The sequence below is a fragment of the Streptomyces sp. NPDC058289 genome (assembly GCF_042880975.1).
GTDB classification, from domain to species: Bacteria; Actinomycetota; Actinomycetes; order Streptomycetales; family Streptomycetaceae; genus Streptomyces; species Streptomyces stoeckheimensis.
This window is the reverse complement of the sequence record NZ_JBHVYI010000009.1, coordinates 35,738-53,373: the sequence shown is the minus strand read 5'-3', so window position 1 is coordinate 53,373 and position 17,636 is coordinate 35,738. Positions and strand designations below refer to the sequence as shown.

The window sequence follows — 17,636 nt, the reverse complement described above, 5'->3', positions numbered from 1 at the left end:
AGGCTCGCACTGTGCCCTCACGGCAGTGGGCCGCGGGTTGTACCGCCGTATCGGAGGGAGACTCCGTGCAGACGTTCCTTCCGTTTCCGGCGTTCGACGCCTCGGCGGCCGTGCTGGATGTACGAAGGCTCGGCAAGCAGCGGGTCGAGGCCGTGCAGGTGCTGCGTGGCCTGGTCGTTCCGGGTTACGGATGGCGCAGGCACCCCGCGGTGCGGATGTGGGCCGGGTACGAGGAGGCTCTCGTCCGGTACGGGTTGGAGATCTGCGGGGTGTGGACCGCCGAGGGACGTGCCGATACCTGTGCAGTCACTCTGGTCCAGGACTTCGCGGCGTGGCGGCCGGGGGGAGCGCCACGGACGCAGGAGGAGTTGGCCGCCGACGGGGACGTGCCGCCGTGGTTGGGCGCACCGGACTTCCATCGAAGCCATCAGTCCGCGCTGGTGCGCAAGGATCCGGCCTTCTACCGGGAGCGCTTCCCGGGCGTACCTGACGACCTGCCGTACGTATGGCCCCGGTCCGACCGGGGTGCGGACGCAGTGCCGTGAGCGCGGGGCCCCCTGTGGGGAGGGGTCGGGCCCCGGCTCGGGAGCGCTCACGCCCTGCGGCTCAGGCGTCAGGTGCCTGCCGCCGCCTTCTCCCGGTGGCGGGCCCAGGCCCGGGCTTCCGGCGCGGTACCGCATCGGCCCCGGCATCGGCAGCGCGGTCCTGGGGGCGGCAGGAAGAGCGACCGCTTAAGGGACGCTCGGGTGGGCAGGCGCCTCACATGTCGATCGCCTGTTCGGGCCGGCTTGCCCATCGTCGGCCGAAAGGGCACGGGAGTGTACTGATGGCGTACGTGACCAGGTGCTCCACGATGAGCGAGGCCCTGGGGGGCCGACGGCGCCCCCGAGGCGCCGTGCACGTGGGAGGTTCCCCGTGTGCGGCTTGAGCGGGGAGGTGCGTTTCGACGGCCGGCGACCGGACCTCGCCGCTGTCGAACGCATGACCGACACCTTGGAGTCGCGGGGACCGGACGGCAGAGGGGCGTGGTCGCAGGGCGCGGTGGCGCTCGGGCATCGGCGCCTGAAGATCATCGATCTTTCCGAGTGGGGCTCCCAGCCCATGACCGATGCGCAGCTGGGACTGACCGCGGTCTTCAACGGTTGCGTCTACAACTACCGTGAGCTGCGTGACCGCCTGGAACGGCTCGGTCATCGCTTCTTCTCCCGCTCCGACACCGAGGTGGTCGTCAAGGCGTACGCCGAGTGGGGTTGGGAGTGCGTCGAGTCCCTCATCGGCATGTTCGCCTTCGCCGTCGTCGAACACCACACCGGGCGGGTCGTACTGGGCCGTGACCGGTTGGGGATCAAGCCCCTGTACACCGCGCAGGACAGCGGCCGGCTTCGCTTCGCCTCCTCGCTGCCCGCACTACTGGCGGGCGGAGGCGTCGACACCTCTCTCGATCCGGTGGCGCTGCACCAGTACCTGAGCTGGCACGGCACGGTCCCGGCGCCCCGCACCGTCCTGAACGGCGTACGCAAGCTTCCGCCGGCCACCGTCCGCGTCGTCGAGCGAGACGGTACGCACCGCGATCATTGCTACTGGCAGCCGTCGTACACCCGGCACTCCGAGTTCGGCGAGGACCCGGCGCTCTGGCAGGAGGCGGTGCACGACGCGCTGCGCACGGCGGTCCGGCGGCGCACGGTCGCGGACGTCCCCGTGGGCGTGCTCCTGTCGGGCGGGCTGGATTCCAGCCTGATCGTGGCGCTGCTCGCAGAGGCGGGACAGGAGGGCATCGCGACCTTCGCGATGGGCTTCGAGGCGGAGAACGGGGAGGACGGAGACGAGTTCCGGTATTCGGACCTGATCGCGCGACGGTTCTCGACCGACCACCACCAGCACATGATCCCGTCCGACCGGCTGCCGTCCGCGCTGGAAGCCGCGATCGGGGCCATGAGCGAGCCGATGGTGAGCCACGACGCCGTGGCGTTCCACATGCTGTCGGAGCAGGTTTCCAAGGAGGTCAAGGTCGTGCTCTGCGGCCAAGGCGCGGACGAGGTGTTCGCCGGCTACCACTGGTACCCGCAGATCGCCACGGCCGCCCGGCGGGATGTCGACGAGGCGTACGCGGACGCCTACTTCGACCGGACGCACGCCGAACTCACCGCCATGCTGCACCCCGGCCTCACCGCCGGCCACGACGCTTCGATGGAGTTCGTCCGGGCGCACATGGCCGCACCGGGGGCCACGACCGCCCTCGATGCGACCCTCCGCATGGACATCCACGCGCTCATGCCCGACGACCCGGTCAAGCGGGTCGACAACATGACGATGGCCTGGGGCCTGGAGGCGAGGGTGCCCTTCCTGGACCACGAGCTCGTCGAACTGGCCGCGGCCTGCCCGCCCCAGCTCAAGCTCGCACAGGGCGGCAAGGCCGTGCTCAAGGACATCGGACGCAAGATCCTGCCCCTCGAAGTCGTTGACCGACCGAAGGGCTACTTCCCCGTTCCCGCGGTCCGGCACATGGCCGAACCCGTGCTCGCTCGCGTACGCCATGCGCTCACGGCCCCGGAAGCACGCCGACGCGGCATCTTCGACCAGCGCCTGGTCCACGAGCTGCTGGAGGCACCCAACCGCCACCGCACGAAACGCGGGGCCAACACCCTGTGGCAGGTAGCGTCGTTGGAAATCTGGCTGCAGACACACGGAATCACGTGAGCGGTCGGCCTGAAGCGGAAGCCTGGGAGAGGCGGCCCATGCCCCTGGACCACACGAAGCGTCCGAGGCGCGCGCACCGACCGCCCCGCGGGGCGGCCGGTCCCCCCGGTGCCGGAGGGCTCCCGGCAGAAGACCCTCTGCCCGGTCCGGCCCCGGCGTCGGCCCCGGCGTCCGCCCCGGCGCCGGTTCGGATGGCCGATCGCGGCGTCGACCCGCCGACCCTCCTGGCCGCCCACGGATGCTGGTACCCGTCCGCCGACCCGACGGGCGAGCACGTGGCGTTCATCTGCGATCGGGCCGGGGTCCCCCAGCTGTGGAGCGGGCCCGCCCGGGGGACGGAGGTGCACGTGCTGGACGGCGATCCCGACCCGGTGACCGAGGTGTCCTGGTCGCCGGACGGGCGCTGGATCGCCTACACCTCGGCGCCGGGGGGCGGGGAGCACACCCGGGTGCTGGTGGTGCGCCCGGACGGCACCGGACGTCAGGTGCTCGCGGGCGCGGAGCCGGGGAGCTCGGCCCACCTCGGGTGCTGGACGCGTGACGGCACCGCCCTCGCCGTCACGGTCGCCCAGCCCTCCCGGGTGCACTCGCAGCACGCCGGACCGGGGCACCTGCTGTCAGAAGGGGAGGGGGCGTCGCCGACCGGCGGAGGGACACCGGGCGCGGCGTCGTCCGAACGCGACGGTCCCGCCCTCGGGCCGGCCCGGAGTGGCGGGCTGGCGGCCTATCTCGTCGACCCGGACTCGGCAACCGCACCGGTCCTGCTGTTCGGCGAGGAGGGAGCTGCCTCTCTCCGGGTGTGCGACATGAGCGCGGACGGCCGCCTCGCGCTCGTCCGCCGAGGCCCGCGCGGCCGACGGGAGGCCCTCGTACTCGACACGGCTGCGGGCCGCACCACCTTCGCCCTGCACGTCGCCGACGGGGACCCCTGGATCGGCCGGTTCTCCGCCGACGCGCGGACGCTCTGGCTGCGGAGTGACGCGGAACGGGAGTTCGCGGCCCTGCTGAAGGTACGGCTGAACGAGGAGGGCAGGTCCCGGGGGCTGTCCGTCGCCGCCGAGCGGGAGCAGTCTGCCCTCGATCTGCTCAGCGTGCCCGACCACGGCCGGTGGGCCGCGCTCGCCTGGAACGCGCACGGCGCGACCGAGCTGGAAACCGTGGGGCTCACCCTCGACCGTACGGTCGGCGACATCGGACCGCGCCACCGTCCCGTCCTGCCCCACGAGGTGGTGACCCGGATCGCGCCCGTGGAGCGCGGCGCGCTGTTCGCCGCCCTCTCGGGATCCGGGCGCAGGCCCGGCATCTGGGAACTGGACGAGGCACTCGTCCCCGCGCGCACCGGCTGGTCGGCGCGGGACGAGGACGCGGTCCCGCCGGGGCGGCCTCCCGTACGCCCGGTGCCCCTGCGCTGCGAGGCCCGGGACGGGCTCGTACTCGGCGGCTGGTACTACCGTGCGCCGGAGCAGGACCCGGGCCGGCCGGCCCCTTGCGTCATCCACCTCCACGGCGGGCCGGAGGAACAGGAACGACCCGTCTTCAATCCGCTCTACCACGAACTCCTCGGCAGGGGCCTGGACGTGTTCGCCCCCGACGTCCGCGGCTCGTCCGGCTGGGGCCGGTCCTTCGTGGACGCCGACCTCGGCGCCGGCCGGTTCGCGGCGATCGACGACGTCGCCGACTGCGCCGCACACGTGGTCTCGCTCGGGTACGCCGACCCCCTGAGGCTCGGGGTGATGGGCCGCTCGTACGGCGGCTACCTCACCATGGCCTCCCTCGTGTGGCACCCAGACCTCTTCCGGGCCGGCGTCGCGGTCTGCGGAATGTCAGACTTCGCCACCTTCTTCGCCGGTACGGAACCGTGGATCGCGCAGTCCGCAGCCGCCAAGTACGGGCACCCCGAACGCGACCGGGAACTGCTGCGCTCCCTGTCCCCGATGAGCCGCATCGATCAGCTGCGCGCCCCAGTGCTGGCCGTTCACGGGGAGCACGACACGAACGTGCCGCCGACGGAGTCGGAGCAATTCGTCCGCGCGGCGCGCGACCGCGGCGTGCCTGCACGGGTGCTGACGCTGCGCAATGAGGGCCACGAATTCCTGCGGGCGGACAACCGGCGTCTCTACCGGCGCGCCGCCGCGGACTGGCTGGAGCGGCATCTCGGTCCGACCCCGTGACGGTGTCCTCTTTCGCCGACGGTCCCGGGGCAGGCGCGAGGCATGGACCAGTCGAAGGCGCCGGTACTCGATGCGTTGGCCGCCCACCACCGAGCGCGACGGATCGCCTGATGTGGCTGCGTTCATGAATGTGGTCCAGACCAAGCCCTTGACAGGTTTTTCGTTCACTACTTAAATCACTTTGTGATGAAAGGGCCCCCGGGCTCGACTTCTCACCGTCAATCCCTGTCGGCGCACCAGCCGCGAGGGTTCGCGCGCCCTCGGTATTTGTCATATGCATGCCACGGGGCGCCACGTCCTTCATGCTCCCTGGAAGGGAGAGTCATGCACCCTCCGCACTTATCCCGACGACTGCTGCTGTCTCTCGTCTCGGCCCTCACCCTCGCGTCGCTGTCCACCGGACTTGCGCAAGGTGCGCCCGCACCGGCGGCGCGGCCACCCGCGACTGCGGCCGCAGCGGCGGCCGCAGTCACCTTTGCCGACGAGTTCGACGGCCCGGCGGGCTCCGCCGTGGACGGCGGGAAGTGGCAGATCGAGACGGGCGACAACGTCAGCAACCACGAGCGGCAGTACTACACGGCGGGGAACCGCAATGCCGCCCTCGACGGCCAGGGCCACCTGGCCATCACCGCCCGCGGTGAGAACCCGGCCGACTATCAGTGTTGGTACGGCAGATGTGAGTACACCTCCGCACGGCTGAACACAGCCGGCAAGTTCACCACGACGTACGGCCGGGTCGAGGCCCGGATGAAGATCCCGCGCGGACAGGGCATGTGGCCCGCGTTCTGGATGCTGGGCAGCGACATCGGCCAGGTCGGCTGGCCCAACTCCGGTGAGATCGACGTCATGGAGAACGTGGGCTTCGAGCCATCCACCGTCCACGGCACCCTGCACGGACCCGGGTACTCCGGCTCCGGCGGAATCGGCGCCGGGTACGCCCTACCCGGTGGTCAGGTGTTCGCCGACGCCTTCCACACCTTCGCCGTCGACTGGAGCCCCAACGCGATCACCTGGTCCGTCGACGGCACCGTCTACCAGCGCCGCACCCCCGCCGACCTCGGCGGAAAGCAATGGGCCTTCAACAAGCCCTTCTTCCTCATCCTCAACCTGGCGGTCGGCGGCTACTGGCCCGGAGACCCCAACGGCAGCACGGTCTTCCCCCAGCAGCTCCTGGTCGACTACGTACGGGTCAGCACCGACAGCGGTCAGCCGGGTGGCGGCGGCCCCATCACGGGCCTCGGCGGCAAGTGCGTGGACGTCGCGGGGGCGGGTACCGCCAACGGCACCCCCGTACAGCTCTACGACTGCAACGGGACCGCCGCCCAGCGCTGGAGCGTGGGCACCGACGGCACCATCCGCGCGCTCGGCAAGTGCCTGGACGTGGCCTCGGGAGGTACGGCCGACGGTACGCCGGTCCAGTTGTGGGACTGCAACGGTTCCGCCGCCCAGCGGTGGGCCGTCCCCGCCGCTCAGGACGTCGTCAATCCGCAGGCGAACAAGTGCCTGGACGCCTCGGGCGGCAGCTCGGCCAACGGCACCCGACTGCAGATATGGACCTGCACCGGAGCCGCCCAGCAGAAGTGGACGGTGACCCGATGACCACGAGACTCCTGCCCAGGCCCACGGCGCGCGGTGCGCTGGGCACAGTGGCGGCAGCCGCCCTCGTCGCCGGTCTGAGCGGCAGTCCCGCGACCGGCGCGGCAGCGGCGACCGGCCAGATCACCGGCCTCGGCGGCACGTGCGTCGACGTCGCTGGGGCGAGCAGCGCCAACGGCACCGCCGTGCAGCTCTACGACTGCAACGGCACCAGCGCACAGCAGTGGAACGTCGTCGGCGACGGCACGATCCGCGCGCTCGGCAAATGCCTGGACGTGGCCTCGGGCGGCACCGCCAACGGAAGCCGGATCCAGCTGTGGGACTGCAACGGCAGCGCCGCCCAGCAGTGGTCGGCCACCGCGGCCCGCGACATCGTCAACCCGCAGGCGGACAAGTGCCTGGACGCGACGGGCAACAGCTCGGCCAACGGCACCCGGCTGCAGATATGGAGCTGCACCGGCGCCGCCAACCAGAAGTGGACGGCGCCGGGCGGGGGCGGTACCCCGGCACCCGGACCGGGGGCCATGGCCGTGGCACCGTACCTCTACAACGGCTGGGGGAGTCCGCCGAGCCCCACCACCGTGACGAACGCGACCGGCGTCAAGTGGTTCACCCTCGCGTTCGTCCTCAGCAACGGCTACTGCAATCCGCAGTGGGACGGCAGCCGGCCGCTGACCGGAGGTGTCGACCAGCAGACGGTCAGCACCGTGCGGACGAACGGCGGCGACGTCATCCCGTCCTTCGGCGGTTGGAGCGGCAACAAGCTGGAGAGCTCCTGCGGCAGCGCGGGCGAGCTTGCTGCGGCGTACCAGAAGGTCATCAACGCGTACGGGCTGAAGGCCATCGACATCGACATCGAGGCGGCGGCGTACGACAGCCCGACCGTCCAGCAGCGCACGGTCGACGCGCTGAAGACGGTCAAGGCCAACAACCCCGGCATCAAGGTGTACGTCACCTTCGGCACCGGGCAGAACGGCCCCGACAGCAGCCTGATCAACAAGGCAGCCGCGTCCGGACTGACCGTGGACAGCTGGACGATCATGCCGTTCAACTTCGGCGGCGCCGGCCAGAACATGGGCCAGCTCACCGTCCGTGCGGCCGAGGGTCTCAAGAACGCGGTCAAGAACGCCTACGGGTACTCGGACGACCTTGCCTACCGCCACACCGGCATCTCCTCGATGAACGGCATCACCGACAACGGCGAGACGGTCACCGTCGACGACTTCCGCACCATTCTCGGCTACGCCCAACAGCGTCACCTCGCACGGCTGACCTTCTGGTCGGTCAATCGTGACCGGCCCTGCACCGGCGGCGGAGCCGACACCTGCTCGGGCGTTTCCCAGCAGCCGTGGGAGTTCACCCGCGTCCTCGCCCAGTACAACGGCTGACCCCTCCCGTCCCCGCCCCCCAACCTCCCCCCACCCCCACTCATGCCGTACAGCCGGCACAGGAGAAAACGTGCTCAGCTCCCCACGCACGCCCGGAGCGGTTCGCCATGGCGCAATCCGGGCCCGCGTCACACGGCCCTGGGTCGCGGCCCTCGTGGTCGCCGCCTCGGCCGCTTCGGTCCTCACCACCCTTCATCCCAGCCAGGCCGCCACCCCACTGGCCGCCACCCCGAACGCTTCCGCGGAGGCGGCCGCCGACCTCCCCACGGGCTGGTCCACCGTCGTCAATGCCGGCAGCGGCAAGTGCCTGGACGCACGGTCGGCCGCGACCGCGAACGGCACGGCGGTGCAGCAGTACTCCTGCAACAACAGCACCGCGCAGCAGTGGAGCTTCACGCCGACCAGCGACGGCTTCGTGCGAATCGGCAACCGCAATGCGAGCACCCAGGTCGTCGACGTGAGCGACACCTCCTCGGCCGACAACGCGGCAGTGCACCTCTGGGCGTACGGCGGCGGCAACAACCAGCAGTGGCAAGCCGTCGACGAGGGCGGCGGCGCTTACCACTTCGTCAACCGCCACAGCGGCAAATGCCTGGACGTCCCGGCCGCATCGACGGCCGACAGTGTCCAGCTGGTGCAGTACACCTGCAACGGCACGGCGGCCCAGCGCTTCCAGGCTGCGCCCGTGAACACCGCGCCCGGGGATGTCGACCTCGGCCCGAACGTGGTCGTCTTCGACCCGTCGATGCCGTCGTCCACCATCCAGAGCCGGCTGAACTCCGTCTTCCAGCAGCAGGAGACCAACCAGTTCGGCTCCCAGCGCTACGCCGTGATGTTCAAGCCGGGTACGTACAGCAACGACGTCAACGTCGGCTTCTACACCCAGGTCCTCGGCCTCGGCCAGTCGCCCGACTCGGTGACGATCAACGGCGCCGTGCACGTGGAGGCGGACTGGTTCCCGCCGCAGAACGCCACCCAGAACTTCTGGCGCGGCGCAGAGAACCTGTCGGTGAATCCGACCGGTGGCACCGACCGGTGGGCGGTCTCGCAGGCGTCCGGGTACCGGCGCATGCACGTCCGCGGCAACCTCGAACTGAGCGACGGCGGCTGGGCCAGCGGCGGCTTCATGGCCGACAGCAAGATCGACGGACAGGTCCGGTCCGGCACCCAGCAGCAGTGGCTGACCCGCAACTCCCAGCTCGGCAGCTGGACCGGTTCCAACTGGAACATGGTGTTCGTCGGCAGCCAGGGCGTGCCGGGCAACACCTTTCCCAATCCGCCGTACACCACGGTGAACCAGACGCCGACGGTCCGCGAGAAGCCCTTCCTGTACGTGGACGGTGCGGGCGCGTACAAGGTGTTCGTACCGTCCCTGCGCACCAACTCCACGGCCACCAGCTGGGCGAACGGGAGCGCGGCGGGCAGCTCGCTCGGCATGGACCAGTTCTACGTCGTCAAGGCCGGAGCAACGGCCGCACAGATCAACGCCGCACTGGCCGAGGGCAAGAACCTGCTGGTCACTCCCGGTGTCTACCACCTCGACCAGACCTTGAAGGTGACCCGCCCCGACACCGTCGTCCTCGGACTCGGCCTCGCCACCTTCATTCCTGACAACGGTGTCACCGCCATGACGGTCGCCGATGTCGACGGCGTGAAGGTCGCGGGTGTCCTCTTCGACGCCGGAACCACCAACTCGCAGACCCTGATGGAGGTCGGCCCGGCCGGCGCTGCCGCGAACCACGCCGCGAACCCCACCTCTCTGCACGACGTCTACTTCCGGGTCGGTGGCGCCGCCGTCGGCAAGGCGACGACGAGCCTGGTCGTCAACAGCGACCACGTCATCGGCGACCACATGTGGATCTGGCGCGGCGACCACGGCAGCGGCATCGGCTGGAACAGCAACACGGCGGACACGGGGCTCGTCGTCAACGGCGACGACGTCACCATGTACGGCCTGTTCGTCGAGCACTACCAGAAGCACCAGACCATCTGGAACGGCAACGGCGGGCGGACGTACTTCTACCAGAACGAGATGCCGTACGACCCGCCGAACCAGGCCGCCTGGATGAACGGCTCCACCCAGGGCTACTCGGCGTACAAGGTCGCGAACTCGGTCACCAGCCACCAGGCGTACGGGCTGGGCAGCTACTGCTACTTCAACGTCAACCCGGGCGTGACCGCCGAGCGCGCCTTCGAGGCCCCCAACAACCCCAACGTGCGCTTCCAGAACATGGTGACCGTCTCGCTCGGCGGCACCGGGACCATCCGGCACGTCATCAACGACCGGGGCGGACCCTCCAACGCGTCCACCAACGTGGCCAACCTGGTGAGCTACCCGTGAGGCGCCACGCAGCACGGCTGTAGATCCTGTGGGCGCGGCTGAACGCCCTGCGCCGGCGGCTGCCCCTGCGCGTGCAGCACGGCGACTACGCGGCGTGCAGGGCGGGGCGCCGGTACGACCTGGTCATCGCGAACCCGCCGTACGTCCCCTCCCGGGAGACCAGGCTGCCCACGCACGGGCCCGAGCAGGCCTGGGTCGCAGGCCCCGACGGGCGCGGGGCCTGCGACCGGATCTGCGCGAGCGCCCCGGCCCTGTTGCGTTCGTTCATGGTCGCGGTGTGCACCTGCCGCCGCAGCCGGACGTACCCGTGGTGCGACAACAGGCACCGCCGCCGCGGGGGAGAGCGCACCGCCCCGCCACTGTCCTACGAGACACCGCTCGCCCACCTCCTGGGCACGCGGGACATGGATCACCTCGTGCGGCGGCCGCCGGGATTGAAGCGTCGTGTGCCGGGCAGGCGCCGCGTAGCCGGCATGTGGCCGGCCTGGTCGCCCAGGGAGGAGAGACCTCGTGAGCATGGTGAAGGAATCCATCGACATCGACGTGCCCGTGGGCAGCGTCTACAACCAATGGACCCAGTTCGAGGAGTTCCCCCGCTTCATGGAAGGCGTGGAAGCAGTTCAAGGGCTTCATCGAGGAACGCGGCCAGGAGAGCGGCGGCTGGCGTGGGCGGGTCGCCCCCACGGACGCCGACGCACGTAGGTCCGGGGGCATCCCGCCGGACCCGACGCCGCGCGGCTGACGTCCACGCCCCGGGGCAGGTTGGTGCCCCGGGGCGCCCCGGTGCCGCCCACACCACTGCGAGAGGAGCGCACCCATGAACCGAGCCGCGCTGTTCGACGTGGACGGAACGCTCACGGACACCAATCACCTGCACGTCACGTGCTGGTGGGAAGCGCTTCGGCAAGCCGGCCACGACGTCGAGATGCACGCCATTCACCGGGCGATAGGCCTTCCCGGCGAGGACTTGCTTGCGCACCTGCTGGGCGAAGACCGCGACACGAGCCAGGACGAGGTGCTCGGGGCGGCTCACGACACCCTGTACGGCACGTACTTCGACCGGCTTCCCCCAATGAATTCCGCAGCAGAGCTGCTGCGCGAGCTGGACCGCCGCGGCTGGCGCATCGTCCTCGTCACCTCCGCGAAGGACGCGGAGCTGGACGCGCTCCGCCGGGCCATCGAGGCCGACGACGTCGTCGCGGCGACGGCTACCTCCGACGACGTCGACGAGGGGAAGCCCGCACCCGACCCGGTGCACCACGCCCTCGACCTCGTCGACGCACCCGCGGACGGCGCCGTATTCGTGGGCGACACCGTTTGGGACATGAGGGCGGGCGTCCGTGCCGGCGTCTCCTGCGTGGGGTTGCTGTGCGGCGGGATCCCACGCGCCGACCTCGAGGAGTCCGGGGCCCGCGCCGTCTACCGGCACCCCGCAGACCTCCTCGAACACCTCGACCACAGCCCGTTCGACCTCAGTGTCGCCTCCGCCACACCCATGGCGTCGACCGACTCGTGAAAGAAGGGCCCGCCGTCATGACGGATTTCCACGTCGAAGGGCGACGGCCCACGGCCGCGGTCGTCACCGGGGCGGCCTCCGGGATCGGCCGGGCCACCGCCGTGTGGCTGGCCGCGGCGGGGATGGATGTCGGCATCACCTGGCACACCGACGAGAAGGGCGCCCAGGACACGGCGGCAGAGGTCCGGGCACACGGACGGCAGGCGCCGGTGGCACGGCTCGATCTGACGGAGCTGCCGGAGGCCGCGGGCGTGATCGACCACCTCGCCGACGAACTGGGCCGGATCGACGTGCTGGTCAACAACGCGGGCACCGGGACGGCCACGCCGTTCCTTGACATCGACCTCGCCACCGTCCGGCAGGTGCTCGACGTCGACCTGGTGGGACCGTTCCTCTGCTCCCAGCACGCGGCGCGCCGGATGATCACCCAGGGGAACGGAGGCCGGATCGTGAACGTCACCTCCGTGCACGAACACCAGCCCCGGGTCGGCGCCGCCCCCTACTGCGCGGCCAAGGGAGGACTCGGTCTGCTCACCCAGGTCATGGCTCTGGAGCTGGCCGAGTACGGCATCACCGTCAATTCGGTGGCCCCCGGAGAGATCGCCACGCCGATGACCGGCCAGGAGGACGAGGACGTCCGCCGTACGTCGCGCCCCGGCGTCCCGCTGGGCCGGCCCGGGGACGCCCGGGAGGTGGCCGCCGTCATCGCTTTCCTCGCCGGGGAAGGGGCCTCGTACGTCACCGGCGCCTCCTGGGCGGTCGACGGCGGAATGCTGCGCATGGGGCCGATGGCGGGCTCCCACCTGGCGGACCACGGCTGGCGGCGCCCTTGAGGCCCGATGCGCACCCGCAGGTCCAGCGTCACCCGCGAGGGTCAACGGAGCGTGCCCGCAGCCCCTGGTTCGGGGGGATCGTCATGTCGGCGCTGGCGTGTACGCACGGCAGCCGTCGACCTGGGTGTTAAACAGCGGCACCACCCACAGCGGCCCGAGGAGCGGACGGATGAATCAGACCCCGGCACCCCACCCCGCGGCGGCAGACGGCGGCCCCGCAGCGGCCGCGACGACCCGGGCCGTGCTCGGGCGTGCGACCGGAGTGGTCATGGCCCTCGTGCCCTGTACCGCGGAGACCGCTCGTCGCATCATCCTGGGCGCAGCCCAGGCGGCGGGCGTCACCCTTGAGGTGATGGCGTCCACCGCCGCCGCGATGCACAGCCCGGACGGAGAGGTCGACCCGGCCCTCGAACAGGCGCTGCGCACCGTGATCGGCTACGCCCAGGTGCCTCCGACGCCGTTGTCGGCGGGAACCGCCGCACTCCTGCCCACCCCGTTCGTACTCCGCGGCCACCTGAGTCACCTGAGGGCCGTGCGGCGACGCACTATGACCGCGCCCGACGATCCCACCCAGCGCGCCGCACTTGAGGATGCCGTGTACACCCTGTGCGTGCTCATGGGGCAGCGCAGCGCACACGGCGCGCTCACCGCCGCCGAGCACCTGGTGGCCACCCACCTGCTCCCGCCCTCCGAGCCGTCCGAGCCGTCCGAGTCGTCCGGCCCCGCACGGTCCTGCGCAACCGCTCTGGCTGACACTGACACGGCACCACTACGGAGCGCACCGTGAGCAAGAACAAGCACCCTCGCACCACCACCCCGTCGCAGGCTCCAGGCGAAAGTGGGACCCGGAAGCTCGGCAGCAGGCTGAGGAAGCCATCATTCCCACAGGTCAGGGTGGTGAGGCAGGCGACGTCCTGACGCCCAACACCGGGGCGCAGCGCCGAACGGCGAAGGCGGCGAAGGAAGGGAAGTCGAGTCGTAAGCAGGAGCAGGGCCGCAGCTGAGGCGGCCCCGCTCGGGAGTCAGCGGCATGCGGGCCGCGGTTTCTGCGCTCCGCATGCCGCTCCGCATGCCACATCGCACGGCCGGGGGCGGTCGGTCAGGGACGCGAACACGGGTCGGCGCGATCGCACGGCGGCGTACGACGAACGGCAGCAGTGGGGCGAAAGCCGGGTGCGGGTGCTGCCCGAGGGTTTCCGGCGCCGCGGGGGATGTGGGCGGGCTCCAGTGGGTTTGTCCGGGAGAACGTGGGCAGGCGGTTGGCGAGGCAGGCAGTCGACTGCCATCGCTGCGCACACCGGGCGGGCCGGTCCGGCACGTGGGTTCCCCACTGAGCCGGTCGGCGCGCCGCAGGCCGGCATGAGGCCCACGCGTTGCGTTGAGGAGCCCTCTGAAAGGAATTTTCCCATGACTGAGAAGGCCAAGGGCAAGATGGAACAGGCCAAGGGCAAGGCCAAGGAAGCGGCCGGCAAGGTCACCGGTAACGAGCGCATGCAGGCCGAAGGCAAGGTGGACGAGACCAAGGGCAAGGCAAAGGAAGCCATGGCCGAGGCAAAGGACCGCGCCCGCGGCGCCAAGGACTCTTTGAAGGGTCGCAACGACGAGGTGTGACGATCGCCGAGCCGTCTTCGCCCCCCGACGCTACTGCGTCGGGGGGCGATCGGCGGTGAGGGCGGATCAGGGCGACAGCGTCCCGCCCGCACCGCTCGCGACCGTCCGGCGTGGTGTGCGGGCCCGCCGGTGTTCGGCCCGTTCGGTGTCCAGGGGGCGCGTTACGTATCCGATGCCGGTTCGGCGGCGTGCCACACGGTGGTGGCATTGCAGAACTCGCGGATGCCGTGGCCCGAGAGCTCGCGGCCGTAGCCGGACCGCTTGACCCCGCCGAAGGGCAGGGCCGGGTGGGAGGCGGTCATTCCGTTGAAGAAGACACCGCCGGCCTCGACGTCCCGTACGAAGCGCTCCTGTTCCGCCTCGTCACTGGTCCAGATGCTTGAACTCAGGCCGAAGGGTGTGTCGTTGGCCGCTTCCACGGCCTCGTCAAGGCTCTGTACCCGGTACACGGTCGCCACGGGGCCGAAGGCTTCCTCATGGTGGATGCGCATGTCGGGGGTGATCCCAGTGAGTACGGTCGGCTCGTAGAACCACCCCTGCCGGAGGTCCCTCGGCCGTCGGCCGCCGCACAGGACCGTGGCCCCGCGCTGTACGGCGTCGTCCACGAGTTCCTCGACGTCGGTGCGTCCCTGCTCCGTGGCGAGGGGGCCCACGTCGGTGGACTCGGCCATCGGGTCGCCGACGGTCAGGCCGGCCATCCGGGCCGTGAAGAGGCGGGTGAACTCGTCGTGGACGTCCGTGTGCACGATGAAGCGCTTGGCCGCGATGCAGGACTGGCCGTTGTTCTGGACGCGGGCCGTCACGGCGACCCGTGCGGCCCGTTCGACCTCGGCCGACGGCATCACCACGAACGGGTCGCTTCCGCCCAGTTCGAGGACGGTCCTCTTCACCTCGTCGCCCGCGATCGCGGCGACCGAGCGGCCCGCCGGCTCACTGCCGGTGAGTGTCGCGGCGGCGACCCTGCGATCCCGGAGAACGCCCTCAACCGCGGTCGAGGAAATGAGCAGTGTCTGGAAGACCCCTTCGGGAAACCCTGCGCGCCGGAAGAGGTCGCCCTGGTACAGCGCGGTCTGCGGCACGTTCGAGGCGTGCTTGAGCAGGCCGACGTTACCCGCCATGAGGGCGGGGGCGGCGAAGCGGATGACCTGCCAGAGCGGGAAGTTCCACGGCATCACCGCCAGGATCACGCCCAGGGGGCGGTAGCGGACCCGGGCCCACGCGGCTCCGGAGTCCGCCACGTCCGAACCGGCAGGCTGTTCGTCGCCGAGCAGCCCCTCGGCGTTGCGCGCGTACCAGCGCATGGCCTTCGCGCATTTGGCGGCTTCCGCGCGAGCGGCCGCGAGTGGTTTGCCCATCTCGGTCGTCATCGTGCGGGCCACCGCCTCCTGGTCCTGATCCAGCAGGTCCGCGGCGCGTTCCATCAGGCGGGCCCGCTCCGGGAAGGTGGTGAGGCGGTAGCTGCGAAACGTGGAGGCGGCCTTCGCGAGGCGTTCGTCGATCTCCCCGGTTCCCAGCTCGTCGTATGTCCTCAACGTCTCGCCGCTGGCAGGGTTGACCGTCGCGATGGGCATGGGTGGACCTCCTCTTCCTCGGTGCCTTGACCTGGTAGATCGGTGCCTTGACCCGGTAGAGCCGGCCGGTCGCGCAAGGCAAGGCGGAAACGCACCGGACCGTATCGGCGACTGCCCCTTACGTCAGGGACCACGCGCGCTGCTTGTCGGCCGGGGCGTCGGATTCACCCGATTGGTGATCACCCGCTCAGGAGCTCCCGGCCCGGACGCACTGCGCCGGGCCCGTGCCGCAGCAAAGGGCGGGACGACGCGCGGTTCACGAACCCGGCCGGGGCCCGGCCGCCGGTCGTAGGTGGCTGTCGAGGGTACGGGGCGCGGCAGGCCCGGGGAGTTCGCTCGTGAAGACCTGGGCTGCGCGGCGGCGGCGCCTCTTCGATCTGCTTCGCGAGCCGTGCCAGCTCCGGACCCCCGTCTCTGCCGTGGTGCTGCGCGGAGATCCTCTGGGCGAGGCGTACGCCCGCACCCGAGCCGGTGAGGTGATCGTTCAGGTACACGGTGAGGAAGGACGTCCCGGACCCAGCCCGGGCAAACGTCTCGACGGTCCGGCCGTTTGGCGGTGGATCGTGGGGTAGGCGATTCAGGGGGAGCCCAGCCACTACCGGACACCAAGGAACGATCATGAAAGCTGCAGTGTACGAAGGGCCGCGGACGGTGAAGGTCAAGGACGTTCCCGACGCGAGGATCGAGCACCCCGGCGACATCCTCGTGAAGATCACGACCACGAACATCTGCGGGTCCGACCTCCACATGTACGAAGGCCGGACCTCCTTCGAGACGGGCCGGGCCATGGGCCACGAGAACCTCGGCCAGGTCGTCGAGGTGGGTGCGGCCGTCAGCAAGGTGAAGGTCGGGGACTGGGTGGTGTTGCCGTTCAACATCGCGTGCGGCTTCTGCAAGCAGTGTGAGCAGGGCCTGACGAACTACTGCCTCACCATGCAGCCGAAGCCCGACATGGCCGGTGCCGCGTACGGTTTCGCGGAGATGGGCCCGTACCAGGGCGGGCAGGCCGAGCTCCTGCGCGTTCCGTACGGCGACTTCAACGCTTTGCGTCTGGGCGAGGACGCGGCCGAGCGTCAGCTCGACTACGTGATGCTGGCCGACATCTTCCCGACCGGCTACCACGCCACCGAGATGGCCGGGGTGAAGCCCGGTGACCAGACCGTCGTCTACGGCGCCGGCCCGGTCGGGCTCATGGCCGCCTACTCGGCGCTCATCAAGGGCGCCGGACGGGTCTGGGTGGCCGACCACCAGCCCGACCGGCTCCGGCTCGCCGAGCAGATCGGCGCCATCCCCATCAACACGGCCGCGCAAGACCCGGCCGAGGTCGTCAAGGAAGCCACTCTCGGTCTCGGCGCGGACAACGGCTGCGAATGCGTCGGCTACCAGGCGCACGATCCCCAGGGACAGGAGGACGCCACCCTCACCATGAACGGCCTCATCGACGCCGTCCGCTTCACCGGCAGCCTCGGAGTCGTCGGGGTCTTCGTCCCCGAGGATCCCGGAGCGGCCGAGGTGCAGGGGGAGCTCGCCGCCCAGGGCAAGATCCCGATCGATTTCGGCAAGCTCTGGTTCAAGGGACAGACGCTCGGCACGGGCCAGGCCCCGGTCAAGCGGTACAACCGCGCCCTGCGCGACCTGATCGCCGGCGGCCGGGCGAACCCGAGCTTCCTCGTCTCCCACGAACTCGACCTGGACGAGGCTCCCTCGGCGTACGAGCACTTCGACAACCGCGACGAGGGCTGGACCAAGGTCGTCCTCCACCCCGACGGCACCCACCGCTCCGGCCGACGCCCCGCATCCTCGCACGCCACGCTGCAAGAGCTGCGACACCGGGCTGCGGAACGCGGAATCGAGGGCCGCTCCCACATGAACAAGCACCAGCTCGAAGAGGCCCTCGGGGTCTGATCGTTGC

14 protein-coding genes are annotated in these 17,636 nt (G+C 70.6%); 12 read left to right on the top strand and 2 right to left on the bottom strand.

All coding sequences use genetic code 11. The features are described from left to right. The first annotated feature begins 65 nt into the window (after positions 1 to 65). From ACFVX6_RS06560 to ACFVX6_RS06535, 6 genes are all read left to right on the top strand, one after another. On the top strand, positions 66 to 545 hold the full coding sequence (locus ACFVX6_RS06560) for an MSMEG_6728 family protein (protein WP_389688616.1): 480 nt from the start codon (positions 66 to 68) through the stop codon (positions 543 to 545). Between the two features lie 370 nt (positions 546 to 915). Continuing rightward, on the top strand, positions 916 to 2,697 hold the full coding sequence (locus ACFVX6_RS06555) for an N-acetylglutaminylglutamine amidotransferase (protein ID WP_389688614.1): 1,782 nt from the start codon (positions 916 to 918) through the stop codon (positions 2,695 to 2,697). A 38-nt stretch (positions 2,698 to 2,735) separates the two neighbouring features. Beyond that, complete coding sequence (locus tag ACFVX6_RS06550) at positions 2,736 to 4,868, top strand: S9 family peptidase (RefSeq protein ID WP_389688612.1); 2,133 nt, start codon at positions 2,736 to 2,738, stop codon at positions 4,866 to 4,868. Between the two features lie 324 nt (positions 4,869 to 5,192). Continuing rightward, positions 5,193 to 6,467, top strand: a complete 1,275-nt coding sequence (locus tag ACFVX6_RS06545; RefSeq protein ID WP_389688610.1) for a ricin-type beta-trefoil lectin domain protein — start codon at positions 5,193 to 5,195, stop codon at positions 6,465 to 6,467. Then, positions 6,464 to 7,852 (top strand): ricin-type beta-trefoil lectin domain protein, encoded by a 1,389-nt coding sequence (locus tag ACFVX6_RS06540; RefSeq protein WP_389688608.1) that lies wholly within the window; start codon positions 6,464 to 6,466, stop codon positions 7,850 to 7,852. The genes ACFVX6_RS06545 and ACFVX6_RS06540 overlap by 4 nt, the downstream gene beginning before the upstream one ends. A 115-nt stretch (positions 7,853 to 7,967) precedes the next feature. Continuing rightward, positions 7,968 to 10,193, top strand: a complete 2,226-nt coding sequence (locus tag ACFVX6_RS06535) for an RICIN domain-containing protein (protein ID WP_389688754.1) — start codon at positions 7,968 to 7,970, stop codon at positions 10,191 to 10,193. An 85-nt stretch (positions 10,194 to 10,278) separates the two neighbouring features. Here ACFVX6_RS06535 and ACFVX6_RS06530 read toward each other — a convergent pair whose 3' ends face one another. After that, complete coding sequence (locus ACFVX6_RS06530) at positions 10,279 to 10,461, bottom strand: hypothetical protein (RefSeq protein WP_389688606.1); 183 nt, start codon at positions 10,459 to 10,461, stop codon at positions 10,279 to 10,281. Positions 10,462 to 10,709: 248 nt separating this feature from the next. Between ACFVX6_RS06530 and ACFVX6_RS06525 the strand changes: the two genes are divergently transcribed. From ACFVX6_RS06525 to ACFVX6_RS06505, 5 genes are all read left to right on the top strand, one after another. Continuing rightward, positions 10,710 to 10,895, top strand: a complete 186-nt coding sequence (locus ACFVX6_RS06525) for an SRPBCC family protein (RefSeq protein ID WP_389688752.1) — start codon at positions 10,710 to 10,712, stop codon at positions 10,893 to 10,895. Positions 10,896 to 11,010: 115 nt separating this feature from the next. Continuing rightward, positions 11,011 to 11,709, top strand: a complete 699-nt coding sequence (locus ACFVX6_RS06520) for an HAD family hydrolase (RefSeq protein WP_389688604.1) — start codon at positions 11,011 to 11,013, stop codon at positions 11,707 to 11,709. Positions 11,710 to 11,726: 17 nt separating this feature from the next. Then, on the top strand, positions 11,727 to 12,542 hold the full coding sequence (locus ACFVX6_RS06515) for an SDR family oxidoreductase (RefSeq protein ID WP_389688602.1): 816 nt from the start codon (positions 11,727 to 11,729) through the stop codon (positions 12,540 to 12,542). 169 nt (positions 12,543 to 12,711) lie between these two features. Continuing rightward, the gene (locus ACFVX6_RS06510; protein ID WP_389688600.1) at positions 12,712 to 13,329 is read left to right on the top strand and encodes a DUF5133 domain-containing protein; all 618 of its coding nucleotides are present in this window, start codon (positions 12,712 to 12,714) and stop codon (positions 13,327 to 13,329) included. A gap of 620 nt (positions 13,330 to 13,949) precedes the next feature. After that, positions 13,950 to 14,153 carry a CsbD family protein gene (locus tag ACFVX6_RS06505; protein WP_389688598.1) on the top strand — a complete coding sequence of 68 codons (204 nt, stop codon included), beginning with the start codon at positions 13,950 to 13,952 and terminating at the stop codon, positions 14,151 to 14,153. Positions 14,154 to 14,314: 161 nt separating this feature from the next. Here the strand turns inward: ACFVX6_RS06505 and ACFVX6_RS06500 are convergent, their stop codons facing one another. After that, complete coding sequence (locus ACFVX6_RS06500; protein WP_389688596.1) at positions 14,315 to 15,724, bottom strand: NADP-dependent succinic semialdehyde dehydrogenase; 1,410 nt, start codon at positions 15,722 to 15,724, stop codon at positions 14,315 to 14,317. Positions 15,725 to 16,342: 618 nt separating this feature from the next. Between ACFVX6_RS06500 and ACFVX6_RS06495 the strand changes: the two genes are divergently transcribed. Next, entirely contained in the window at positions 16,343 to 17,629 is a 1,287-nt protein-coding gene (locus tag ACFVX6_RS06495; RefSeq protein ID WP_389688594.1) for a glutathione-independent formaldehyde dehydrogenase, read from the top strand. The last annotated feature ends 7 nt before the right edge of the window (positions 17,630 to 17,636 follow it).

Coding starts and splice junctions, on each gene's coding strand:
- ACFVX6_RS06530 (WP_389688606.1), bottom strand. CDS start 10,461: ATGAACGAACGCAACAGGGCCGGGGCGCTCGCGCAGATCCGGTCGCAG.
- ACFVX6_RS06515 (WP_389688602.1), top strand. CDS start 11,727: ATGACGGATTTCCACGTCGAAGGGCGACGGCCCACGGCCGCGGTCGTC.
- ACFVX6_RS06540 (WP_389688608.1), top strand. CDS start 6,464: ATGACCACGAGACTCCTGCCCAGGCCCACGGCGCGCGGTGCGCTGGGC.
- ACFVX6_RS06510 (WP_389688600.1), top strand. CDS start 12,712: ATGAATCAGACCCCGGCACCCCACCCCGCGGCGGCAGACGGCGGCCCC.
- ACFVX6_RS06520 (WP_389688604.1), top strand. CDS start 11,011: ATGAACCGAGCCGCGCTGTTCGACGTGGACGGAACGCTCACGGACACC.
- ACFVX6_RS06545 (WP_389688610.1), top strand. CDS start 5,193: ATGCACCCTCCGCACTTATCCCGACGACTGCTGCTGTCTCTCGTCTCG.
- ACFVX6_RS06525 (WP_389688752.1), top strand. CDS start 10,710: ATGGTGAAGGAATCCATCGACATCGACGTGCCCGTGGGCAGCGTCTAC.
- ACFVX6_RS06500 (WP_389688596.1), bottom strand. CDS start 15,724: ATGCCCATCGCGACGGTCAACCCTGCCAGCGGCGAGACGTTGAGGACA.
- ACFVX6_RS06495 (WP_389688594.1), top strand. CDS start 16,343: ATGAAAGCTGCAGTGTACGAAGGGCCGCGGACGGTGAAGGTCAAGGAC.
- ACFVX6_RS06550 (WP_389688612.1), top strand. CDS start 2,736: ATGCCCCTGGACCACACGAAGCGTCCGAGGCGCGCGCACCGACCGCCC.
- ACFVX6_RS06505 (WP_389688598.1), top strand. CDS start 13,950: ATGACTGAGAAGGCCAAGGGCAAGATGGAACAGGCCAAGGGCAAGGCC.